At 64.2% G+C, this 20,738-nt stretch carries 17 protein-coding genes; 15 read left to right on the forward strand and 2 right to left on the reverse strand.

Going from position 1 to position 20,738, the window contains the following annotated elements:
- Positions 1-5: 5 nt before the first annotated feature.
- On the reverse strand, positions 6-1,028 hold the full coding sequence (locus DWF74_RS00985) for an AraC family transcriptional regulator (RefSeq protein WP_102863555.1): 1,023 nt from the start codon (positions 1,026-1,028) through the stop codon (positions 6-8).
- Positions 1,029-1,416: 388 nt separating this feature from the next.
- Between DWF74_RS00985 and DWF74_RS00990 the strand changes: the two genes are divergently transcribed.
- The 7 genes from DWF74_RS00990 (at position 1,417) to DWF74_RS01020 (ending at position 9,714) form a co-directional block, all read left to right on the forward strand.
- Positions 1,417-2,688, forward strand: coding sequence for an ABC transporter substrate-binding protein (locus DWF74_RS00990; RefSeq protein WP_240322088.1), 1,272 nt, complete (start codon positions 1,417-1,419; stop codon positions 2,686-2,688).
- 157 nt (positions 2,689-2,845) lie between these two features.
- Positions 2,846-3,772, forward strand: a complete 927-nt coding sequence (locus tag DWF74_RS00995) for a carbohydrate ABC transporter permease (RefSeq protein ID WP_115580076.1) — start codon at positions 2,846-2,848, stop codon at positions 3,770-3,772.
- Positions 3,773-3,782: 10 nt separating this feature from the next.
- Positions 3,783-4,613 (forward strand): carbohydrate ABC transporter permease, encoded by an 831-nt coding sequence (locus tag DWF74_RS01000; RefSeq protein ID WP_115580077.1) that lies wholly within the window; start codon positions 3,783-3,785, stop codon positions 4,611-4,613.
- Between the two features lie 24 nt (positions 4,614-4,637).
- A complete protein-coding gene (locus DWF74_RS01005; protein ID WP_115580078.1) occupies positions 4,638-5,741 on the forward strand; it encodes an ABC transporter ATP-binding protein in 1,104 nt (367 codons plus the stop codon).
- Between the two features lie 31 nt (positions 5,742-5,772).
- The gene (locus DWF74_RS01010; RefSeq protein ID WP_115580079.1) at positions 5,773-7,266 is read left to right on the forward strand and encodes a mannitol dehydrogenase family protein; all 1,494 of its coding nucleotides are present in this window, start codon (positions 5,773-5,775) and stop codon (positions 7,264-7,266) included.
- Positions 7,263-8,756: a xylulokinase gene (xylB, locus tag DWF74_RS01015; RefSeq protein ID WP_115580080.1), complete on the forward strand. Its 1,494-nt coding sequence runs from the start codon at positions 7,263-7,265 to the stop codon at positions 8,754-8,756. The genes DWF74_RS01010 and xylB overlap by 4 nt, the downstream gene beginning before the upstream one ends.
- Before the next feature lie 13 nt (positions 8,757-8,769).
- Entirely contained in the window at positions 8,770-9,714 is a 945-nt protein-coding gene (locus DWF74_RS01020; RefSeq protein WP_115580081.1) for a carbohydrate kinase family protein, read from the forward strand.
- Between the two features lie 117 nt (positions 9,715-9,831).
- Here the strand turns inward: DWF74_RS01020 and DWF74_RS01025 are convergent, their stop codons facing one another.
- Complete coding sequence (locus tag DWF74_RS01025; RefSeq protein ID WP_102863588.1) at positions 9,832-11,133, reverse strand: OprD family porin; 1,302 nt, start codon at positions 11,131-11,133, stop codon at positions 9,832-9,834.
- Between the two features lie 647 nt (positions 11,134-11,780).
- Between DWF74_RS01025 and DWF74_RS01030 the strand changes: the two genes are divergently transcribed.
- From DWF74_RS01030 to DWF74_RS01065, 8 genes are read left to right on the forward strand one after another with little or no spacing between them, the layout of a single operon-like run.
- Entirely contained in the window at positions 11,781-13,133 is a 1,353-nt protein-coding gene (locus DWF74_RS01030) for a UDP-glucose dehydrogenase family protein (RefSeq protein ID WP_180988575.1), read from the forward strand.
- Positions 13,130-14,149 carry an NAD-dependent epimerase gene (locus DWF74_RS01035; protein WP_102863546.1) on the forward strand — a complete coding sequence of 340 codons (1,020 nt, stop codon included), beginning with the start codon at positions 13,130-13,132 and terminating at the stop codon, positions 14,147-14,149. The genes DWF74_RS01030 and DWF74_RS01035 overlap by 4 nt, the downstream gene beginning before the upstream one ends.
- A gap of 57 nt (positions 14,150-14,206) precedes the next feature.
- Complete coding sequence (locus DWF74_RS01040) at positions 14,207-14,959, forward strand: sugar transferase (protein WP_102863545.1); 753 nt, start codon at positions 14,207-14,209, stop codon at positions 14,957-14,959.
- Between the two features lies 1 nt (position 14,960).
- On the forward strand, positions 14,961-15,605 hold the full coding sequence (locus tag DWF74_RS01045; RefSeq protein WP_102863544.1) for a CpsD/CapB family tyrosine-protein kinase: 645 nt from the start codon (positions 14,961-14,963) through the stop codon (positions 15,603-15,605).
- A 22-nt stretch (positions 15,606-15,627) separates the two neighbouring features.
- Positions 15,628-16,647: a polysaccharide biosynthesis/export family protein gene (locus tag DWF74_RS01050; protein ID WP_102863543.1), complete on the forward strand. Its 1,020-nt coding sequence runs from the start codon at positions 15,628-15,630 to the stop codon at positions 16,645-16,647.
- 11 nt (positions 16,648-16,658) lie between these two features.
- Positions 16,659-18,251 (forward strand): GumC family protein, encoded by a 1,593-nt coding sequence (locus DWF74_RS01055; protein ID WP_115580082.1) that lies wholly within the window; start codon positions 16,659-16,661, stop codon positions 18,249-18,251.
- Positions 18,236-19,363, forward strand: coding sequence for a glycosyltransferase family 4 protein (locus DWF74_RS01060; RefSeq protein WP_115580083.1), 1,128 nt, complete (start codon positions 18,236-18,238; stop codon positions 19,361-19,363). Before DWF74_RS01055 ends, DWF74_RS01060 begins: the two co-directional genes overlap by 16 nt.
- The gene (locus DWF74_RS01065) at positions 19,360-20,721 is read left to right on the forward strand and encodes an O-antigen ligase family protein (RefSeq protein ID WP_115580084.1); all 1,362 of its coding nucleotides are present in this window, start codon (positions 19,360-19,362) and stop codon (positions 20,719-20,721) included. Before DWF74_RS01060 ends, DWF74_RS01065 begins: the two co-directional genes overlap by 4 nt.
- Positions 20,722-20,738: the final 17 nt, after the last annotated feature.

The following is a 20,738-nucleotide window of genomic DNA, read 5'->3' on the forward strand; positions in this document are numbered from 1 at the left end:
GGTTCCTACGAGAGGTCCGGGTCGTTGAGGATCAGGCTGCGATAGTGCCCGGGGTTGGAGCCGGACCATTTGCGAAACGCCTTGTAGAACGAGCTGGTGTCGGCAAACCCCAGGCGCCCGGCTATCTCGGCGAAACTCAGTTGCGGCTCCGCCAGCCAGACAATCGCCAGTTCCTTGCGCACGCTGTCCTTGAGGGCCTGGTAGCTCTGGCCCTCTTCCGCCAGGCGCCGGCGCAGGGTCGAGGCGGACATGCACAGGCTCTGGGCCAGGCTTTCACTCTCCGGCCACTGCTCCCCCGGCAATTGCCGCAGTTGCTGCTTGATGCGGCTGGCCAGGCTTTCGGGATCGCGGTATTTCACCAGGATATTGGCCGGGGCATGGGCCAGAAAGCGCTTGAGTTCCGCCTCGCTGCGCTTGATGGGCAGGTCCAGGCAGTCGGCGGCGATGATCATCCGCGTGCGCGGCCGGTCAAAGCGCAGGTTGTCGGAGAACATCACCCGGTAGTCGTCGCAGAAATCCGGCTGCGGGCAACGCAGTTCGATGGCCAGGATCGGAATCCGCCGACCCGCCAGCCAGCAGGCCACGCCGTGGACGATCATCCAGTAAGTGAAGTAGGTAAAGGCCCGCCGCGGCTCGTGTTCATCCTCCAGCAGGACGATTTCCGCCAGGCTCTGCTGGTGCACCAGTTGCGCCGGCAGGCGCTCGAACATCAGCGACAGAAAGCCCAGCACCGAATCCAGCCCCATGGCCAGGGTCGGCTGGGCCATGGCCGAGCGACAGAGAAAGGCCAGGCTGCCGGACTTCAGCTTGCGCGGGTCCATACCGAAGAACTCGTCATCCAGACGCCGAGCCAGCAGGCGCCAGAGCCGCGCATAGGCACTGGCCGGGACCCGTGCCCGGCCCTGCTGCAAGCCCGCCGGATCGATGCCGACCTTGTGCAGCACTTCATCGGTGGCCGCGCCCGGAGCGCAGCTTTGCAGCAGCGCCTCACGCACCAGTTGCATGGAGATGGTGTCTTTTTCGGACATCGTGGCCAAGGGTTTCCTGGATCGGGGTTTAGGACGGCCATCTTAGGCAGTGATCGGAAAAATGCCAGTGGGCTTTGGGCTAAGAGTCGCCTCCCGCCCCCCTTGAAACCGATACGGATTCGCGGGCTCCGTAGCGGCTTGAACCCGGGGCAAGCCCTGCAAATCGAGACCCGAGCCCTGGCAGCGCCAGCAAAGCAGTGCAAAAAAGTATCAACTCCAGTGTCATGGATGATTTGTCAGCGCCGCGTTTGAGGGCTGTAATCAGCCCACATTCTTCCTCTCTGGCGGAAGACATAACAACAATAACCGTCCTTCTGTCGTCAGCACTGGCGCAGAAGAGGAGTGACCGATGAAACCTTGCACCCAAGCCCTGCTCCTCAGCACCTGCATGACCCTCAGCAGCGTCACCTTCGGCGCCCAGACCCTGACCATCGCCACCGTCAATAACAGCGACATGATCCGCATGCAACGGCTGTCGAAAACCTTCGAGAGCCAGCACCCGGACATCCAGCTGAACTGGGTGGTGCTGGAAGAAAACGTCCTGCGCCAGCGCCTGACCACCGACATCGCCACCCAGGGCGGCCAGTTCGACGTGCTCACCATCGGCATGTACGAAGCCGCACTCTGGGGCGCCAAGGGCTGGCTGCAACCGATGCAGGACCTGCCCGCCGCCTATGACCTGGACGATGTCTTCCCTTCGGTCCGTGAAGGGCTGTCGGTCAAGGGCACCCTCTACGCCCTGCCGTTCTATGCCGAAAGCTCCATGACCTACTACCGCACCGACCTGTTCCAGGCGGCCGGCCTGAGCATGCCGGAGCGGCCGACCTGGGAGCAGATCGGCGCATTCGCCGCCAGGCTCAACAAGCCCGAGCAGGAGCAATACGGCCTGTGCTTGCGGGGCAAGGCCGGCTGGGGCGAGAACATGGCCCTGATCACCACCCTGGCCAACAGCTACGGCGCGCGCTGGTTCAATGAGCAATGGCAGCCCGAATTCACCGGGCCGGAGTGGAAGAACGCCCTGACCTTCTACGTCGACAACATGAAGAAGTCCGGCCCTCCCGGGGCCTCCAGCAACGGTTTCAATGAAAACCTGGCGCTGTTCAACAGCGGCAAGTGCGCGATCTGGGTCGACGCCAGCGTGGCCGGCTCCTTTGTCACCGACCAGAGCCAGAGCAAGGTCGCCCAGCAGGTGGGCTTCACCTATGCGCCACACCAGGTCACCGACAAGGGCAGCGCCTGGCTGTACTCCTGGTCCCTGGCGATCCCCGCCAGCTCCAAGGCCAAGGACGCCGCGAAGACCTTCACCACCTGGGCCACCTCCAAGGAATACGCAGCCCTGGTGGCCGAGAAGGACGGAATCGCCAATGTGCCGCCGGGCACCCGCGCCTCCACCTACAGCCAGGCCTACATGAGCGCCGCGCCGTTCGCCCGGATCACCCTGGAATCGCTGAAGGCGGTGGACCCGAGCAAACCAACCCTCAAGCCGGTGCCCTACATCGGCATCCAGCTGGTGACCATTCCCGAGTTCCAGGCCATCGGCACCCAGGTCGGCAAGCTGTTTTCCGCGGCGCTGATCGGCCAGACCACCGTGGACCAGGCCCTGGCAGCCGCGCAGCAGAGCACCGAGCGGGAAATGAAGCGCGCCGGCTACCCGAAATAACCCGGCACGCCTGGTAGGAGCCGGCTGGCCGGCGAAGAGGCCCTTGAGTCTTGCGCAGTGTTCAAGGACGCCTTCGCTGGCAAGCCAGCTCCTACGCGCAACCCGGCCACGCCAGCGCAGTGTCGCGCCCCCTCATACCCAACTGGTTGTGATCCTCATGAATACCTCGACTGCCAAGCTCCATCTGCCAGTGCAGGCGGCCCCCCGCAAGCGTCGCCTGGCCAACCCCGACTGGTTCCTGGTCAGCCCCTCGGTGGCGTTGTTGCTGCTGTGGATGATCGTGCCCCTGGGCATGACCCTGTACTTCTCGCTGATCCGCTACAACCTGCTGTACCCCGGTGAAAACCAGTTCGTGGGCCTGGAGAACTTCAGCTACTTCCTCAGCGACTCGGGCTTTGTGCCCGGGGCCACCAACACCCTGTTGCTGGTGGGCAGCGTGCTGCTGATCAGCGTGGTGCTCGGAGTGCTGATCAGTGCCCTGCTGGAGGCCAGCGAATTCCTCGGCCGGGGCATTGTCCGGGTCCTGCTGATCTCGCCGTTCTTCATCATGCCCACGGTGGGCGCGCTGATCTGGAAGAACCTGATTTTCCACCCGGTCTCGGGGATTCTGGCGGCGCTGTGGAAGCTGTTCGGCGCCCAGCCAGTGGACTGGCTGGCCCACTACCCGCTGCTGTCGATCATCATCATCGTCTCCTGGCAGTGGCTGCCGTTCGCCATCCTGATCCTGATGACCGCCATGCAGTCCCTGGACCAGGAACAGAAAGAGGCCGCGCGCCTGGACGGTGCCGGCCCCATCGCGATCTTCTGGCACCTGACCCTGCCCCACCTGGCGCGCCCCATCGCCGTGGTGGTGATGATCGAGACCATCTTCCTGCTCTCGGTGTTCGCCGAAATCTTCACCACCACCAACGGCGGCCCGGGCTACGCCTCCACCAACCTGGCCTACCTGATCTACAACCAGGCGCTGGTGCAGTTCGACGTGGGCATGGCTTCCGCCGGCGGCCTGATCGCCGTGGTCATCGCCAACATCGCCGCGATCATCCTGGTACGGATGATCGGCAAGAACCTGACTGACCAGAGCTGAGGTGCCCGCCATGACCCTGCAACAATCCCGACGCCTGCAAAGCCTGCTACTGGGCACCCTGGCCTGGGCCATCGCGATCCTGATCTTCTTCCCGATCTTCTGGATGGTGCTGACCAGCTTCAAGAGCGAAATCGACGCCTTCGCCACGCCGCCGCAGTTCATCTTCACGCCGACGCTTGAGAACTACCTGCATATCAACGAGCGCAGCAACTACCTGGCCTTCGCCTGGAACTCGGTGGTGATCTCCTTCAGCGCCACCGCCCTGTGCCTGCTGATCGCGGTGCCGGCGGCCTACTCCATGGCCTTCTACGAGACCCGCAACACCAAGCGCACCCTGCTGTGGATGCTCTCCACCAAGATGCTGCCGCCGGTGGGGGTGCTGATGCCCATCTACCTGCTGGCCAAGAGTTTCGGCCTGCTGGACACGTGCATCGCGCTGATCGTGATCTACACCCTGATCAACCTGCCGATCGTGGTGTGGATGGTTTACACCTACTTCAAGGACATCCCCCGGGACATTCTCGAAGCCGCGCGCCTGGACGGCGCGACCCTGGCCCAGGAAATGCTCCGGGTGCTGATGCCCATCGCCAAGGGCGGCCTGGCCTCCACCGCGCTGCTGTCGCTGATCCTGTGCTGGAACGAAGCCTTCTGGTCGCTGAACCTGACCTCCTCCAATGCCGCCCCGCTGACCGCGCTGATCGCCTCCTACTCCAGCCCCGAAGGGCTGTTCTGGGCCAAGCTCTCGGCGGTCTCGACCCTGGCCTGCGCGCCGATCCTGATCTTCGGCTGGATCAGCCAGAAGCAACTGGTGCGCGGCCTGTCCTTTGGCGCAGTGAAGTAACCCTCGAATTGTTGGAGACACCCCATGGCTCACCTGAAAATCAGCAACCTGCAAAAAGGCTTCGAAGGCTTCGAGATCATCAAGGGCATCGACCTTGAAGTGAACGACAAGGAATTCGTGGTCTTCGTCGGCCCCTCCGGCTGCGGCAAGTCCACCCTGCTGCGGCTGATCGCCGGGCTGGAGGAAGTCAGCAGCGGCAGCATCGAGCTGGACGGGCGCGACATCACCCAAGTCAGCCCGGCCAAGCGCGACCTGGCCATGGTGTTCCAGACCTACGCCCTGTACCCGCACATGAGCGTGCGCAAGAACATGTCCTTCGCCCTGGACCTGGCTGGGGTCGACAAGGCCCAGGTGCAACAGAAGGTCGACGAGGCGGCGCGCATTCTCGAACTGGGGCCGATGCTCGAACGCAAGCCCAAGCAACTGTCCGGCGGCCAGCGCCAGCGCGTGGCCATCGGCCGGGCGATTGTGCGCAACCCGAAGATCTTCCTGTTCGACGAACCCCTGTCCAACCTCGATGCCGCGCTGCGGGTGCAGATGCGCCTGGAGCTGGCGCGTCTGCACCAGGAGCTGCAGGCCACCATGATCTACGTCACCCACGATCAGGTCGAAGCCATGACCCTGGCGGACAAGGTGGTGGTGCTCAACGGCGGCCGGGTGGAACAGGTGGGTTCGCCCCTGGAGCTGTATCACAACCCGGCCAACCTGTTTGTCGCAGGTTTTCTCGGCACACCGAAGATGGGCTTTCTCAAGGGCAGCGTCAGCCAGGTGGACGGCCAGGGGTGCGAGGTGCAACTGCAGGCCGGGGCACGCCTGCGCCTGAGCCAAAGCCATCCACAGCTCAAGGTCGGCAGTCCGGTAACCCTGGGCATTCGCCCCGAACACCTGGAGCTGGGCGAGCCCGGTCCCGGCAGCCTGCCAGTCACCAGCGACGTGGCCGAACGCCTGGGCAGCGACACCTTCTGCCATGTGCGCAGCACCTGCGGCGAGGCCCTGACCCTGCGCATCCGCGGTGATCTGGCCAGCCGCTGTGGCGAGCAACTGCACCTGCGCCTGGACCCCGAGCACTGCCACCTGTTCGATGCCCAAGGCGTCGCTGTTCCCCGTTCCCTGCGCGCCGCCGCCTGATGGCCGCCGCTCGATTACCGAGAGCCCTTGCATGAAACTCAATCGCTTCAACCTCAGCCAGCTCCCGCCCCAGGTGCAGGTGCCGGCCTACAGTGCCGCCGACACCCGCCAGGGCATCGTGCACATCGGCGTCGGCGGTTTTCACCGGGCGCACCAGGCCTACTACACCGACGCCCTGATGAATCAGGGCCATGGCCTGGACTGGAGCATCTGCGGGGTCGGCCTGCGCGCCGAGGACCGCCGCGCCCGGGACGACCTGGCGGGCCAGGACTGCCTCTACACCCTGTTCGAACTGGGGGACGGCAACGACCACGAAGTGCGGGTGATCGGCTCCATCAGCCAGATGCTGCTGGCCGAAGACGACCCCCAGGCGCTGATCGACAAGCTGGCCAGCCCAGCGATCCGCATCGTCTCCCTGACCATCACCGAGGGCGGTTACTGCATCGATGACAGCAGCGGCGAGTTCATGCTCCACCTGCCGCAGATCCAGCACGACCTGGCCCACCCCCAGCAGCCACGCACGGTGTTCGGCTTCCTCTGTGCCGCCCTGGCCAAGCGTCGCGCCGCGGGCATTGCCGCCTTCACCCTGATGTCCTGCGATAACCTGCCCCACAACGGCGCCGTGACCCGCAAGGCACTGCTGGCGTTTGCCGCCCGGCGCGACGCCGACCTGCACGACTGGATCGCCAGCCAGGTGAGCTTCCCCAATGCCATGGTGGACCGCATCACCCCCATGACCAGCACCGCCCACCGCCTGCAACTGCACGACCAGCACGGCATCGACGATGCCTGGCCGGTGGTGTGCGAGCCCTTTGTGCAGTGGGTCCTGGAAGACCAGTTCGTCAACGGCCGCCCGGCCTGGGAACAGGTGGGCGTGCAGTTCACCGACGACGTCACGCCCTACGAAGAGATGAAGATCAAGCTGCTCAACGGCAGCCACCTGGCCCTGACCTACCTGGGTTTTCTCAAGGGCTACCGCTTCGTCCACGAAACCATGAACGACCCGCTGTTCGTCGCCTACATGCGCGCCTACATGGACCTGGACGTGACCCCGCAACTGGCGCCAGTGCCGGGCATCGACCTGGCGGCCTACAAGGACACGCTGGTCCAGCGCTTTTCCAACCAGGCCATCGCCGACCAGCTGGAGCGGGTGTGCAGCGACGGCTCGTCGAAATTTCCCAAGTTCACCGTGCCCACCCTCAACCGCCTGATCGCCGAGGGCCGCGATACCGAGCGGGCGGCCCTGGTGGTGGCCGCCTGGGCCCTGTACCTGCGGGGCGTGGACGAAAACGGCGTGCGCTACACGATTGCCGATCCTCGGGCCGAGTTCTGCCAGGCCCTGGTGGCGGACGACACCCTGCTGACCCAGCGCCTGCTGGGAGTGGAGGAAATCTTCGGCCCGGCGATCCCCAGGTCCGCCGAGTTCGTCGACGCCTTTGAGCGCTGCTTCAACAGCCTGCGCGAGCATGGCGTCAGCCGGACCCTGGAACGCCTGCTGGCCAAACCAGCGCGGAGCGCAGGATGAGCACAGCCGCGCTGTACCTGGGTCTCGATTGTGGCACCCAGGGCACCAAGGCCCTGATCCTCGACAGCCACAGCGGCGCCGTCCTGGGCCTGGGCGCCGCCCCCCACAGCCTGATCAGCGGCGCCAACGGCCGACGCGAGCAAGACCCCGGGCAATGGCTGCAAGCCTGCATCAGCGCCACCCACCAGGCGTTGCAGGCGGCCGGGGTCGATGGCCGGGACATTCTTGGCCTTGCGGTCTCCGGCCAGCAGCACGGCCTGGTGCTGCTGGATGACCAAGGCCAGGTGCTGCGTCCGGCAAAGCTGTGGTGCGACACCGAGACCGTGGCCGAGAACCAGCGCCTGCTGGATCACCTGGGGGGCGAGCAAGGGTCTCTTGAGCGCCTGGGTATCGCCCTGGCGCCGGGGTACACCCTATCGAAGCTGCTGTGGACCCGGGAACAGCACCCCGCCCTGTTCCAGCGCATCGCCCATATTCTGCTGCCCCACGATTACCTCAACTTCTGGCTGACCGGGCGCTGCTGCAGCGAGTACGGCGACGCCTCCGGCACCGGTTACTTCAATGTCCGCCGGCGTGACTGGGACCGGGCCCTGTTGGCCCACATCGACCCCGAGGGCCGCCTGGAGCGTGCCTTGCCGGAACTGATCCAGGCCCAGCAGCCGGTGGGGCCGATACTGCCGCAGATGGCCGGGCTCCTGGGCATCAACCCCCAGGCCCTGGTGGCCAGCGGCGGTGGCGACAACATGCTCGGGGCCATCGGCACCGGCAATATCGAGCCCGGCATCATCACCCTGAGCCTGGGCTCTTCCGGCACCCTGTATGCCTATGCCGAGCAGCCACTGGTCAGCCACGCGTCGGTGGCCTCCTTCTGCTCGTCCAGCGGTGGCTGGCTGCCGCTGATCTGCACCATGAACCTGACCAACGCCACCACCCTGGTGCGCCAACTGCTGGAGCTGGACCTGGACAGCTTCAACCGCTTGGCGGGCCAGGCGCCGATCGGCGCCGAGGGCTTGTGCCTGCTGCCGTTCTTCAATGGCGAGCGGGTCCCCGCCCTGCCCCAGGCCCGTGGCAGCCTGCTGGGCATGACCCTGGACAACCTGACCCAGGCCAACCTGTGCCGCGCCGTGCTGGAGGGCACCACCTTCGGCCTGCGCTACGGCCTCGACCTGTTGCGGGCCAATGGCTTGCAAAGCCAGAGCATCCGCCTGATCGGCGGCGGCTCGAAAAGTCCGCTATGGCGGCAGATGGTCGCCGATATCATGCACACCCCGGTGATCTGCACCCGCGAAGCCGAAGCCGCCGCCCTGGGTGCGGCGATCCAGGCGGCCTGGTGCCATGGACGGCAGACGGACCCGGCCTTTAGCCTGGCGCAACTCTGTAAACGCTGCGTGAGCCTCGACCTCGACAGCCAGACCTGGCCCCAGGCCGAACAGGTGAAGGCCTACGAGCCGGCGTATGCGCGCTATCAACAGCATCTGGCAACCCTTTGAAGAGCGAATGACTATGTATCTGGTGTGTGGCGAAGCGCTGTTTGATTGTTTCAGCGTCGATGACGCAAGTACCCAAGCCAATAAAGTGCAGTTCCAGGCCATTGCCGGGGGCTCGCCCTTCAACGTGGCGCTGGGCCTGCGCCGAATGGGCATTGACGTGGCCCTGCTGGCCGGGCTGTCGCGGGATTACCTGGGCCAACGCCTGCGACGGGTACTGCAGGACGAAGGGGTCAACACCCGGTACCTGCAGGAGTTCAACGCCCCCACCACCCTGGCCATGGTGGCGGTCGGCGCCGACGGCTCGCCCCACTACAGCTTCCGTGGCGAAGGCTGTGCCGATCGCCAGCTTCTGCAGGAACACCTGCCGGAGCTGGACCCGAGCGTGCGCGGCTTGCATATCGGCTCGTTTTCCCTGGTGGTGCAGCCTATTGCCGACACCCTGCTGGCCCTGGTGCACCGTGAGCGGGGGCAACGCCTGATCAGTCTCGATCCCAATGTGCGACTCAACCCGCAGCCGGATATCCAGCTGTGGCGCCAGCGTATCGGTGAACTGGTGCAGCATGCCGACCTGATCAAGGTCAGCGACGAGGACCTGGCCCAGTTGTATCCCGGGCAGGCGCCCGAGGAACTGATCCAGGGCTGGCTGCAAGAGCATGCGCAGTTGGTGTTCCTGACCCGTGGCAGCCAGGGCGCCACAGTATTCAGTGCACGGTATGGCAACTGGTCGGTGACCTCGCCCCAGGTGCAGGTGGCCGACACCGTGGGCGCCGGTGACACCTTCCAGGCGGCGTTGATCGCCTGGCTCACCGAACAGGGCCTGGACTCGCCTCAGGGCCTGGGGCAACTGACCCCTGCCCAGATCGACAGCCTGCTGCGATTTGCCGTCCAGGCCGCGGCGCTGACCTGCACCCGCACCGGCCCGGACCTGCCCTACCGCCATCAACTGCAACCGCTGTAGGGGCCGGCTTGCCGGCGAAGAGGCCCGTCAGCCTTGCGCCGATTCGGGCGGCGCCTTCGCCGGCAAGCCAGCTCCTGCAACATTCAGCGCCACCGTGGTGCTTTTCCTGGGCCTTGGTCAGAGCAACGAGAAGTTATAGCTGACGATCAGGCGGGTCTCGTCCATGTCACGGGCGATCTTCTGGTAGTTGCTGCGGTAAGTGGCGTTACGCAGGCGCAGGCTCACGTCCTTGAAGGTGCCGCTCTGCACCACGTATTTGAGCTCGCTGTCGCGTTCCCACTCGCGACCTTCACGCAGGCTGCCCGGCACCTTGATGTGGTCACCGCTGACGTAACGGGTCAGGAAGCTCAGGCCATTGAGACCAACGGCCTTGAAGTCGTAGTCGTAGCGCAGTTGCCAGGAACGTTCCTGGATCGCGGCGAAGTCGTTGACCTGGACGTAGTTCACCAGGTACGGGTTGCTGCCATCCAGGTAGGGCATCGAGTTGTCGCCGTACATGCGCTGCCAGCCGGCGCTCAGGGTGTGACCGCTGAGGCTGTAGCCGAGCAAGGTGCTCAGGGCGCGGTTGTCGATGCCACCGGCGCGCTCGGCGCCGGTGTCGGCACTCTTGAGCAGGCGCAGGTCGCCCTTGAGCACGCCAGGGCCCAGCGGCTGGTTGGCCAGCAGGCCGACAAAATGCTGGCGGTAGATGTCTTCCAGCTCGGCGTAGTGGTACTGGCCGGTCAGGCGCTCATTGAACTGGTAGTCCACGCCATAGGTGTCGAAGTGGTCCGCGGTGGTGTTGCAGGCATAGCGCTTGTTCTTGCAGTGCACGCGAATGTCCTGGGCATCGGTGGAGTCCCGGGCGGTGTAACGGTTCAGGCGCGCAGCCGTCAGGGTCAGGCCCTTGACCTCCTTGGACGTGAGCACGGCACCGTTGAACATCGTCGGCAGCAGGCGCCCGTCGTTGTACTTGAGCAATGGCAGGTCCGGCAGTTGCGCACCGTATTTGAATACGGTCTGGGACATTCGCACTTTGGCGGTCAAGCCCAGCTTGGCGTACTGGTCCGCAGAACCCCGTGGGTCGTGTCCGCTGGACGGCAAGAGACCACTGTTGCTGCGGTCAGGGCTGGAATCCAGCTTGATGCCCAACATGCCCAAGGCATCCAGGCCAACACCCACGGTGCCTTCGGTGTAGCCCGATTGCAGGTTGAGGATCAAACCCTGGGCCGACTCTTCACGCTTGGAAGCCCCCTGATCAGTGCGGGTGTGACCGTCGCGAAAGTCCCGATTGAAGTAGACCGTACGTGACTCCAGCTTGGCGCTGCTGTCCTCGAAAAAACCACCGGCCTGGGCCAGTGGGGCAAATCCTGCGCACAGGACGACAGCTCCGAGGCCCAGGAGCGGGCACGGATTGAGTAACGCAAAAGGGGGACGCATGAACGGGCTCCAGCAGAAAATCAGTGACGCGAGGTAAAGAAAGACCCAGGTGAAATCCATCCCGCGAATCAAAATCCGCAGGTTGAATTGATTGAATCAATGAAGGCCGGCAATGATGGCAGATGGCCCGCCCCGCCCCCAACCCGACTTTAGTCTGACTCCTCCAGTCGCTACGACTGCACTCACTGCCCATGTCGTCGAACAGCCATAACCAGCAGAAAAGCTGTCAATTTTGATAACTGTCAGCACGATAAGACCGGTCAAAAAACCTGACTAAATAATCAGAAAACCACCCGACCAAGACAGTGCAGTAGTCAATAGTGGCGAAAAAGCATCATATTTTTTACGTTTTTACCTACCGTTCGTCGGTTTTATTATTCTTTCTGAACAACTGATCAAGTATTTGACGCTTTCCATTATGACCATCATTAATCAATCTAACTTATTGTTTAAAAAGGATTTGTTATCAAAATCAGATTCGCCGAAAACGCCGGCGTCATTTATGCATCACTGCAAAACGTCAATTAAACGTCTCGGCCTTATGGTAGTGTCAAAAAAAGAGCGTGATAGCGGCCATGTGCCACACGCCTTTTCAGAAGGTGAGGCATGCCCTCACCCCAACACTCATCATGGACGAGGTCGTTCCCTTGGAAGTCAGCGTTTTTGGTACTGGCTATGTCGGTCTGGTGCAAGCAGTTGCCCTCGCCGATGTCGGGCATAACGTGGTCTGTGTCGATATCGACAGCCATAAGATTGCCCAGCTGCAACGTTCCATTCCTCCGATTCACGAGCCGGGTCTGGCGACCCTGATCGAAGAGAATCAAAAGGCCGGCCGACTGCACTTCACCACCCAGGCCAGCGATGCAGTGGGCCATGGCCAGGTGATTTTCATCGCAGTCGGCACGCCCTCCAACGAAGACGGCTCGGCGGACCTGGACCATGTCCTGGCGGTGGCCCGCAACATTGCCAGTCTGATGCACAGCGACAAGACCCTGGTGATCAAATCCACCGTACCGGTGGGTACTGCTGACCTGGTGATCGAGACGGTCGCCGAACAACTGGCGGACCTGGGCAAGTCCCAACTGCGGGTGCACGTGGTCTCCAATCCGGAGTTCCTCAAGGAGGGCTCGGCGGTGGCCGACTGCATGCGTCCGGACCGGATCGTCGTCGGCTGTTCCCACGAACGGCCCCGCCAGCAGTTGAGCGAGCTGTATGCACCGTTCAACCACAACCATGACCGCCTGATGTTCATGGATAACCGCAGCGCCGAGCTGGTCAAGTACGCCGCCAACGCGATGCTCGCCACCCGCATCAGCTTCATGAACGAAATGGCCAACCTGGCGGAACGCCTGGGGGTGGACATCAACGCCGTGCGCAAGGGCATCGGTGCCGATCCGCGCATCGGCTACCACTTCATTTACCCCGGCGCCGGTTTCGGCGGCTCGTGCTTCCCCAAGGACCTGCGGGCGCTGATCCACACCGCGGAAAGCCACGGGCTGGAGCCGCACATGCTCAAGACCGTGCGTGACGTCAATGAACAGCAGCGCCATGTGCTGTTTCGCAAGCTCAAGGCGCACTTGGGGGACAACCTCAAGGGCAAGGTCATTGCGTTGTGGGGGCTGGCCTTCAAGCCCAACACCGATGACATGCGCGAAGCCACCAGTCGCTACCTGATGGAAGCACTGTGGCAGGCCGGGGCCAAGGTCCATGCCTACGACCCAGAAGCCATGACCGAATGCCGACGGCTGTACGGCTACCGCGACGACCTGCAGCTGTGCGCAACCCGTGACGACACCCTGCAAGGCGCAGACGCCCTGGTGATCTGCACCGAGTGGAAAGCCTTTCGCGTGGTGGACTTCAAGCTGCTGCACGACACCCTCAACGATCGCCTGATCGTCGACGGCCGCAACCTGTACAACCCGCAACAGGCAGCGGACGCCGGCCTGCATTACCTGAGCATCGGCCTGCCCTACCGCGTACCGGAGGCGCTGCGCGCATGAATATCCTGATCACCGGGGCCGCCGGTTTCATCGGCGCCCATACCGCACTGCGCTTGCTCAAGGATGGGCATCAGGTCACCGGACTGGATAATTTCAACGACTACTACGACCCCCAGCTCAAACGCGACCGGGTGCGCTGGGTCGAACAGCAGGTGGGACACTTCCCCCTGCAACGCCTGGACCTGGCGGACAGCGAGGGCCTGGAGCGGCTGTTCGCCGAAGTCCGGCCCCAAGTAGTGATCAACCTCGCCGCCCAGGCCGGGGTGCGCTACTCCCTGGAAAACCCCAAGGCCTACCTGGACAGCAACCTCTCGGGCTTCCTCAACCTGCTGGAAATGTGCCGGCGCTACCCGGTGGAGCACCTAATCTACGCCTCATCGAGCTCGGTGTACGGGGCCAACCAGCAGACGCCGTACAAGGTCAGCGACAACGTCGACCACCCGTTGTCGCTGTACGCGGCGAGCAAGAAAGCCAACGAGCTGATGGCCCACAGTTACAGCCACCTGTTCGGGGTGCCGGCCACCGGCCTGCGCTTCTTCACCGTCTACGGTCCCTGGGGCCGGCCGGACATGTCGCCGATCCTGTTCGCCGACGCCATCAGCCAGGGCCGGCCGTTGAAGCTGTTCAACTACGGCCTGCACCAGCGCGACTTCACCTATGTCGACGACATCGTCGAGTCCCTGGTACGCCTGCTGGGCAAGCCGCCGGCGCGCGACCCGCTGTGGGACCGCGAACAACCGGACCCGTCCACCAGCATGGCGCCCTGGCGTCTGTTCAATATCGGCGGCCAGCGTCCGGTGGAACTCAAGGAGTACGTGGCAACCCTGGAAAAGCTCCTCGGACGCCAGGCCCAGGTGGAGTACCTGCCCCTGCAGCCCGGTGACGTGCTCAACACCTGCGCCGACGTCAGTGCCCTGGAAAACCTCACCGGCTTCGGCCCCCAGGTGACCCTGGAAGAGGGCCTGAAGCACTTCGTCCAGTGGTACCTGAGCTACTACCCGGGCGGCGCGTCCTGAGCCCACACCCCTGGGCGTTTTTACCCAACCTTTGCTATGGAAGTATTCCCGGTGGATATGGAAAGACCCTTCTCATTGCCTGCAACCGAGGTGCCGGCGCCTGCTCGCATCGACCGGCGCAACGATCCGTTCCGGCGCAAGGTCCAGGCCGCCATCGAGCTGCAGCAGCATGGCTGGATCAGCGGCCGCGACGGCGGCCGGCCCTGGACCCTGTCACGCAGCAAACGCCTGACCTCGGCGCTGCTGGCGGCGACGCTGCTGGTGCTGCTGTCGCCCGTGCTATTGACGGTCGCGCTGTTGATCAAGCTCACCAGCCCCGGGCCGGTGTTCTTCGTCCAGTTGCGCACCGGTTTTCGTGGCCGGCGCTTCGGCATGTACAAATTCCGCACCATGGTGGTCAACGCCGAAGCCTTGAAGGACTCGGTGCGCCACCTGAACAAGCACGGCCCGGATTCGGTGGACTTCAAGATCGATCGCGACCCGCGGATCACCGGCATCGGCGGTTTCCTGCGGCGCACCAGCCTCGACGAATTGCCGAACCTGATCAACGTGGTGCTCGGCCAGATGCGCATCGTCGGCCCGCGCCCGACCTCGTTCCACGCCCAGACCTACAAGGAACACCACCTCGGGCGCCTGAGCATCTACCCCGGGATCACCGGCCTGTGGCAAGTGTCCGGACGCAGCGACGTGGACTTCGACGGTCGGGTCACCCTCGACATGACCTACATCTTCCAGCAGAGCCCCTGGCTCGACCTGAAGATCCTGATCAAAACCCCTTTCAAGGTCCTCAATGGCCATGGAGCAAGTTGAAATGGCGGCAGCAACCCTAGCCAGTCTGAAGATCCAGCGTCCCAGCGAAAGCAACCTGGCGGTGACCGTGCTCGACCGGGAACTGCGGGTGATCCTGCTGACGGCGGCCAACCGCAACAGCGGCATCACCAGCAGCAGCCTGAGCATGGCCAGCGAACTGGCGCGCACCAGCCGCGGCCGGGTCCTGCTGGTGGACACCAGCCTTTCGGACAACAGCCTGACCCGGCGCCTGGACCTGGGCGAACGCCCCGGTTTTCTCGACCTGGCCCTGGCCGATACCCCGCCGCTCCTGGCGCAGTGCATCGAAAGCAGCGATGAACTGGGCTTCGATTTCTTGCCCCTGGGCCGCCGCCAGCAATACGCCGAGCGCCTGACCCCGGAACTGCTGCAGGAACTGTTGCAGGCCCTGGCCGCGGACTATCGCTTCGTGATCATCGACGGCGACCCGGTGTACAGCAGCGGCGACATCCTCACCCTGAGCACTCAGGTGGACGGCGTGGTGCTGGTGGTACGCAGCGAGGAAACCCGCTGGGAAGTGGCCCAGGCCGCGGCGCAGCGCTTGATCCAGGCCGAGGCGAAGCTGATCGGCAGCGTGTTCAACGCCCGCAAGTACTACATGCCCAAGTGGGTTTATGACCGTCTCTGACCGGCACAAGGACCGTGTAACCATGAACAAGCCAAGACTCTCCCTGCTGGGCCTGTCGCTGCTGGCGGCCCTGGGCGGCTGCGTCAACCGCGAGCCGCAGCAGATGCCGGTGCAGATCCTCAGCGCCCCGGCCGACCAGGCCCAGCTCACCGAGGTCATGCCCATCGAACAGGTGCTGCGCCCGCAGGACGTGCTGGACGTGATCTTCCACATCGGCACCACCAGCCAGCAGCCGTATCGGGTGCAGCCCGGCGATCAGGTGGACGTGAGCTTCCTCACCGCGCCGGAACTGGGGGGCAGCAAGCTGGTACTGCCCGACGGCAGCATCGACATGCCCTACGTGGGCAACATCCAGGTCGCCGGACTGTCCGCCGAACAGGCGCGCCAGGCCCTGGAAGCCCAGTACGCCAAGGTGCTGAAGAAGCCGCAGATCACCTTCTCGATCTCCCACGCCATGGCCCAGCTGGACAACCTGCGCACCAGCCTGACCAACCCGGCCACCGGCCTGAGCCGGGAGATCGTGGTGGGTTCCGATGGCCGCGCCAGCTTTCCGCTGCTGGGCAGCCTGTCCTTGCAGGGCAAGAGCCTCAGTGAGCTGCAGACCCTGATCAACCAGCGCTACGCCAAGGAAGTGGGACAGGTCAGCGTCGACGTGCTGCTCAAGACCACCGCCGCCAACGAAGTGTTCGTGATGGGCGAAGTCGGCCAGCCCGGGGCCTACCCGATCCGCCGGCCGATCTCGGTGCTTGAAGCCCTGACCCTGGCCAAGGGCGCCGGACCCACCGCGCGCCTGGACTCGGTGGTGATCATGCGGCGCAAGGGCAATCAGGTCGAAGCCCGGGTCTATGACGCCGATGCGGCGCTGGACGGCAAGGCTCTGCAGTTCGCCTACCTGCAACCGGACGACATGCTCTACGTGCCCAAGACCCGCCTGGCCAAGGCCGGCGCCCTGAGCAAGCAGCTGGCGGACGTGATCATGTTCCAGGGTGTCGGGTTCAGCTTCGGCTACCGCGTCGACAACAAAGAAACGAACAACAACTGAGTTCCCTCTTGATGACCAAGATCGAAAACTACCTGCACGAGTTTCTGCTTGTGTTCTTTGTCAATCGACGCCTGATCAAGCGGGTGTTCCTCGGTTTCGCCCTGATTGCGCTGGTGCTGCCGCTGGTGCTCAAGCAGAGCTTCGAGATCACCGCCGAAGTCATTGTGCAGTCCAAGAAACTGTCGCAGACCGACGCCAACACCGTGCTCACCCCGGACAGCGACAAGTTCATCCCGCCGTCCCTGGCGGACATGGAGACCGAGAGCAATATCCTGCGTTCACCAACCCTGATCCGTACCACGATCGAGCAGCTGCGCGGCGAAGGCCAGTTCGGCGGCAGCGAAGGCCTGTTGACCCGGCTGATCTTCAAGCCCATCCGCAATGGCCTGATCGATCCGCTGCGCAACCATGTGATCAACCCGGTACGCGGTTTCTTCGGCCTGGCCGTGGACCCGGTGCGTGACACCAGCCTGGATGCCTTCACCGATCAGGCGGTCAAGGACCTGAAGATCGGCACCCTGCCCGGCTCCAACGTGATCTCCATCGTCTACGCCAGCCCCAATGCCGCCGAAGGCACACGCTTCGTCGAGCGCCTGCTGGCCAACTACCTGAAGAACCGCCAGGACCTGCAATCCAACGAACTGCCCGAAGCCTTCTACGAGCAGAAGAAGGCCCAGTACCAGTCGCGCCTGGATGACCTGGAAGGCAAGCGCCAGGCGCTGCTGGAAGCGGCCCACGCCTCCGACCCCAAGGAGGAGATCACCTTCCGCCTCAATGCCATCAACACCGAGGAACAGTCCCTCAACGGCTACCGCGACCAGGCCCTGGAGAACCAGCGCCGCCTGGACTACCTGCAGAAGAATCTGGCGGCGGCACGCAAGGCCGGCATCACCGACTACACCTTCCCCTTCGCCTTCGCCAACACCGTGGACAACGTTGCCTACGAAGACCGCGAGATCAAGCAACTGGGCGAACAACTGACCAATCTGGTGAGCCAGTACGGCACCACCGCCGACACCTACCGCGCCGACAGCGTACCGATGCAGCAGCAGCGCGAGCAGATCGTGCGGGCCCGGGCGCAGTTCCTCAAAGTGGTGGAAAACCGTGTTCGCGAGCGCAGCAGCGACCTGCAGATCACCCAATCGGTGATCGCACAGAAAACCGCGCGCATCAACGACTACAAGGCCCGGGTCCGCGACCTGCAGGAAGTGCTGAGCAAGCTGCGCCAACTGGACACTGAAATCGACGCCTTGCACAAAGCCTTCTTCACCTACACCCAGCGCTACGAAGAGAGCCGCGGCGAGCGCCTGATCAGTGGCGAGCTGTCCAACGCCCGGGTGCTCAGCCAGCCTTACGAACCCAGCGAAGCGGCCTTTCCCAAGCCGATGCTGATCATTCCCCTGGGCTTGCTCACCGGCCTGCTGCTGGCGATTGCCCTGGGTTATGTCTACGAGTTCTTCGATCACCGCTTCAAGCACCCGGCCCAGGTCAGCGATCACCTCGGCCTGCCGGTACTGATGGTGCTCAACGCGGTTGAAGAGCAACAGGTCAATCCCTATCCACGCTGGACCTGGCGCTGGGCCTGGTATTGGGCCAAACAGTGAACGACCTGAGCCTGGCCGCACAGCCTATCGTGCACCTGATCCACAGCGGCGGCTTCTATGGCGCCGAACGCATGCTGCTGGATCATTGCCGGATCACTCCGGGACAGCATCGGGTGGTGTTCATCAATGCTCCGCAGAGCTTGCTGCAGCGGTTCAGCGAGGCCGGTGTGGCCAGCCATAACTGCCACTGTCTGAAGGCGCTGCTGGCCCATCTGCGGCAGCAGCCCGGCCTGCTCAACGCCCACAACTTCAAGGCCCAGGTGTTCGCCTGGGTCTGTGCCCGGCGCCTGCAACTGCCCCTGGTGCTGACCCAGCACGGCTTCACGCCGCGCAGCCTGAAACAGAAGCTCTACACCTGGATCAGCCTGCGCCTGTGCCGCAGCCCTCAGGTGCGCCGGGTGGCCTGTGTGGCCCAAAGCATTGCCCAGTTGCACCGCCAGGCCGGCGTGGCCGAGGGCAAGCTGCGGGTCATTCCCAACGGCCTGCCCGAGCCCAAGCGGGTGCTGCCGGTGAACCAGGATGGGCCGCCGCTGCGGGAGGCCGAAATACGCCGCGACGAGATGGAGCCGATGGTGGGCTTCGTCGGACGCCTGAGCGCGGAAAAGGGCCCGGACCTGTTTCTCGACGCACTGATCAGCCTGTGCCGGCAGCGCCCCACGCTCAAGGCGGTGTTGCTCGGTGACGGCGAACAGAACCAGGCCCTGCGCCAGCGCATCGACGCCGCCGGGCTGTCGCTGCGCATTCTGTTGCCCGGTTACCAGCAGGACATGCAGCCCTGGCTCAAGCGCCTGAATGTGCTGGTGCTCAGTTCGCGCACCGAAGGCACGCCGATGATCCTGCTGGAAGCCATGCAGGCCGGCACCCCGGTGGTGGCCTTTGCCGTGGGCGGCATTCCCGATGTCCTGCAACACCGGCAGAACGGCTTGCTGGCCAAGCCCCTGGATAGCGTCGATCTGGAGCGGCGCATCGGCCAATTGCTGGATGACCCGGCCCTGGCCGAGGAACTGGCCCAGGCCGCCCGCGTCACCCAGCGCAAGCACTATCACCTGCCCACCCTGGCCCGCAGTTGGGATGAGCTGTATCGCCTGGCCAGGGAGAGCACCCCGGTATGATCGCCGCCCCGTTTCTCGGCCTCCTCTTGGGCCTGGCCAGCCTGCTGCTGCTCGCCAGCCCCTGGCCGTTTCTGGCGCCGCTGGTGGTGGTCGGGCTGGTGGGCCTGGCCCTGCTCTACCGCCGCCCGGGTTGGGGCCTGCTGGGCATCTGCGCCCTGGTGCCCTTCGAGGGCCTGTTCAAGGACAGCGCGTTCTCCGGGGCCAAGCTGCTGGGGGCCTCGCTGATCCTGATCATGCTGTTCAAGCTGCTGTTGCGGCACATCCCCGATACCCGCTTGCGCAGCAACCTGTGGCGGGCCCTGGGGCCGTTCCTGCTGTGCCTGCTGCTGAGCCTGATGTACAGCGAGAACCTGCTGGTGTCCCTGGACAGCCTGCGGGAGCTGGCCGTGGGCCTGGTGCTGTTCTTCGTCACCTTGCTGATCGCCCGGGAAACCCACCTGCTGATGCTCTGTCGCCTGTTGGCGGTCAGCGTGGCCATCACCTGTGTGATCGCGCTGATCTCCGCCAAGTACCAGGTAGGCGGTCGGGCCATCGGCCTGCTGCAGGACGCCAACTACTTCGCCCTGCTGATCGCCATGGCGGTGCCGCCGGCGATCCTCCTCGCCCTGCGCTCGCCCCACTGGCCGGGGCGACTGTTCTGGGTCGGCATCAGCCTGACCCTGATGGCCGGGATGACCAAGACCGACTCGCGCTCCGGCCTGTTGGTGGTGCTGTTCACCATCGCCATTGGCCTGTGGCACTACCGCGACCGGCTCAAGGGCCTACGGCCCAAGCACCTGGGGTTCGCCATGTTCGCCGTGGCGATCGTCGTGCCCCTGGGCATTGCGGTGCTGCCAGCCGAATACGTGGCGCGAATTCAGTCCCTGAGCATGCTCAAGTCCGGCGCGCATTCGGCGGACACCTCCCTGGGCCGACGGACTTCCTACCTGGTGGTGGGCGGCCAGATGATCCGCGAGAACCCGCTGCTGGGCTCGGGCCTGGGCACCTTCCCGATTCATTACGCGCAGACCGGCTTCGCCAGCAGCTTCTCGGAAAACATGAACGAGCCCGACCTGTTCCGCCGGGCCCACAACACCTACCTGGAACTGTTCAGCGAACTGGGCATTCCCGGCGGCTTGAGCTTCGTGGTGCTGATGCTCATGGGCCTGCGCAACTTCGAGCGGGCGCGCCAGGGCTTCCTCGCCCGGGGCCAGCGTGAACAGGCGGACATCGCCACCCACCTGGGCCTGAGCCTGTTGGCCATGGCGCTGTTCCTGCTGTTTCTCAGCGCGCCGAACCACAAGTACCTGTGGATCTTCCTGGCCCTGTCCAGTGTGCTGCGGCTCGAAGCCGAAGAAGATCCGGCGCCCACCTCATAAATGCAAACCTGGCCAAG

The organism is Pseudomonas protegens (genome assembly GCF_003363755.1).
In the GTDB taxonomy this organism is placed as follows: Bacteria; Pseudomonadota; Gammaproteobacteria; order Pseudomonadales; family Pseudomonadaceae; genus Aquipseudomonas; species Aquipseudomonas danubii.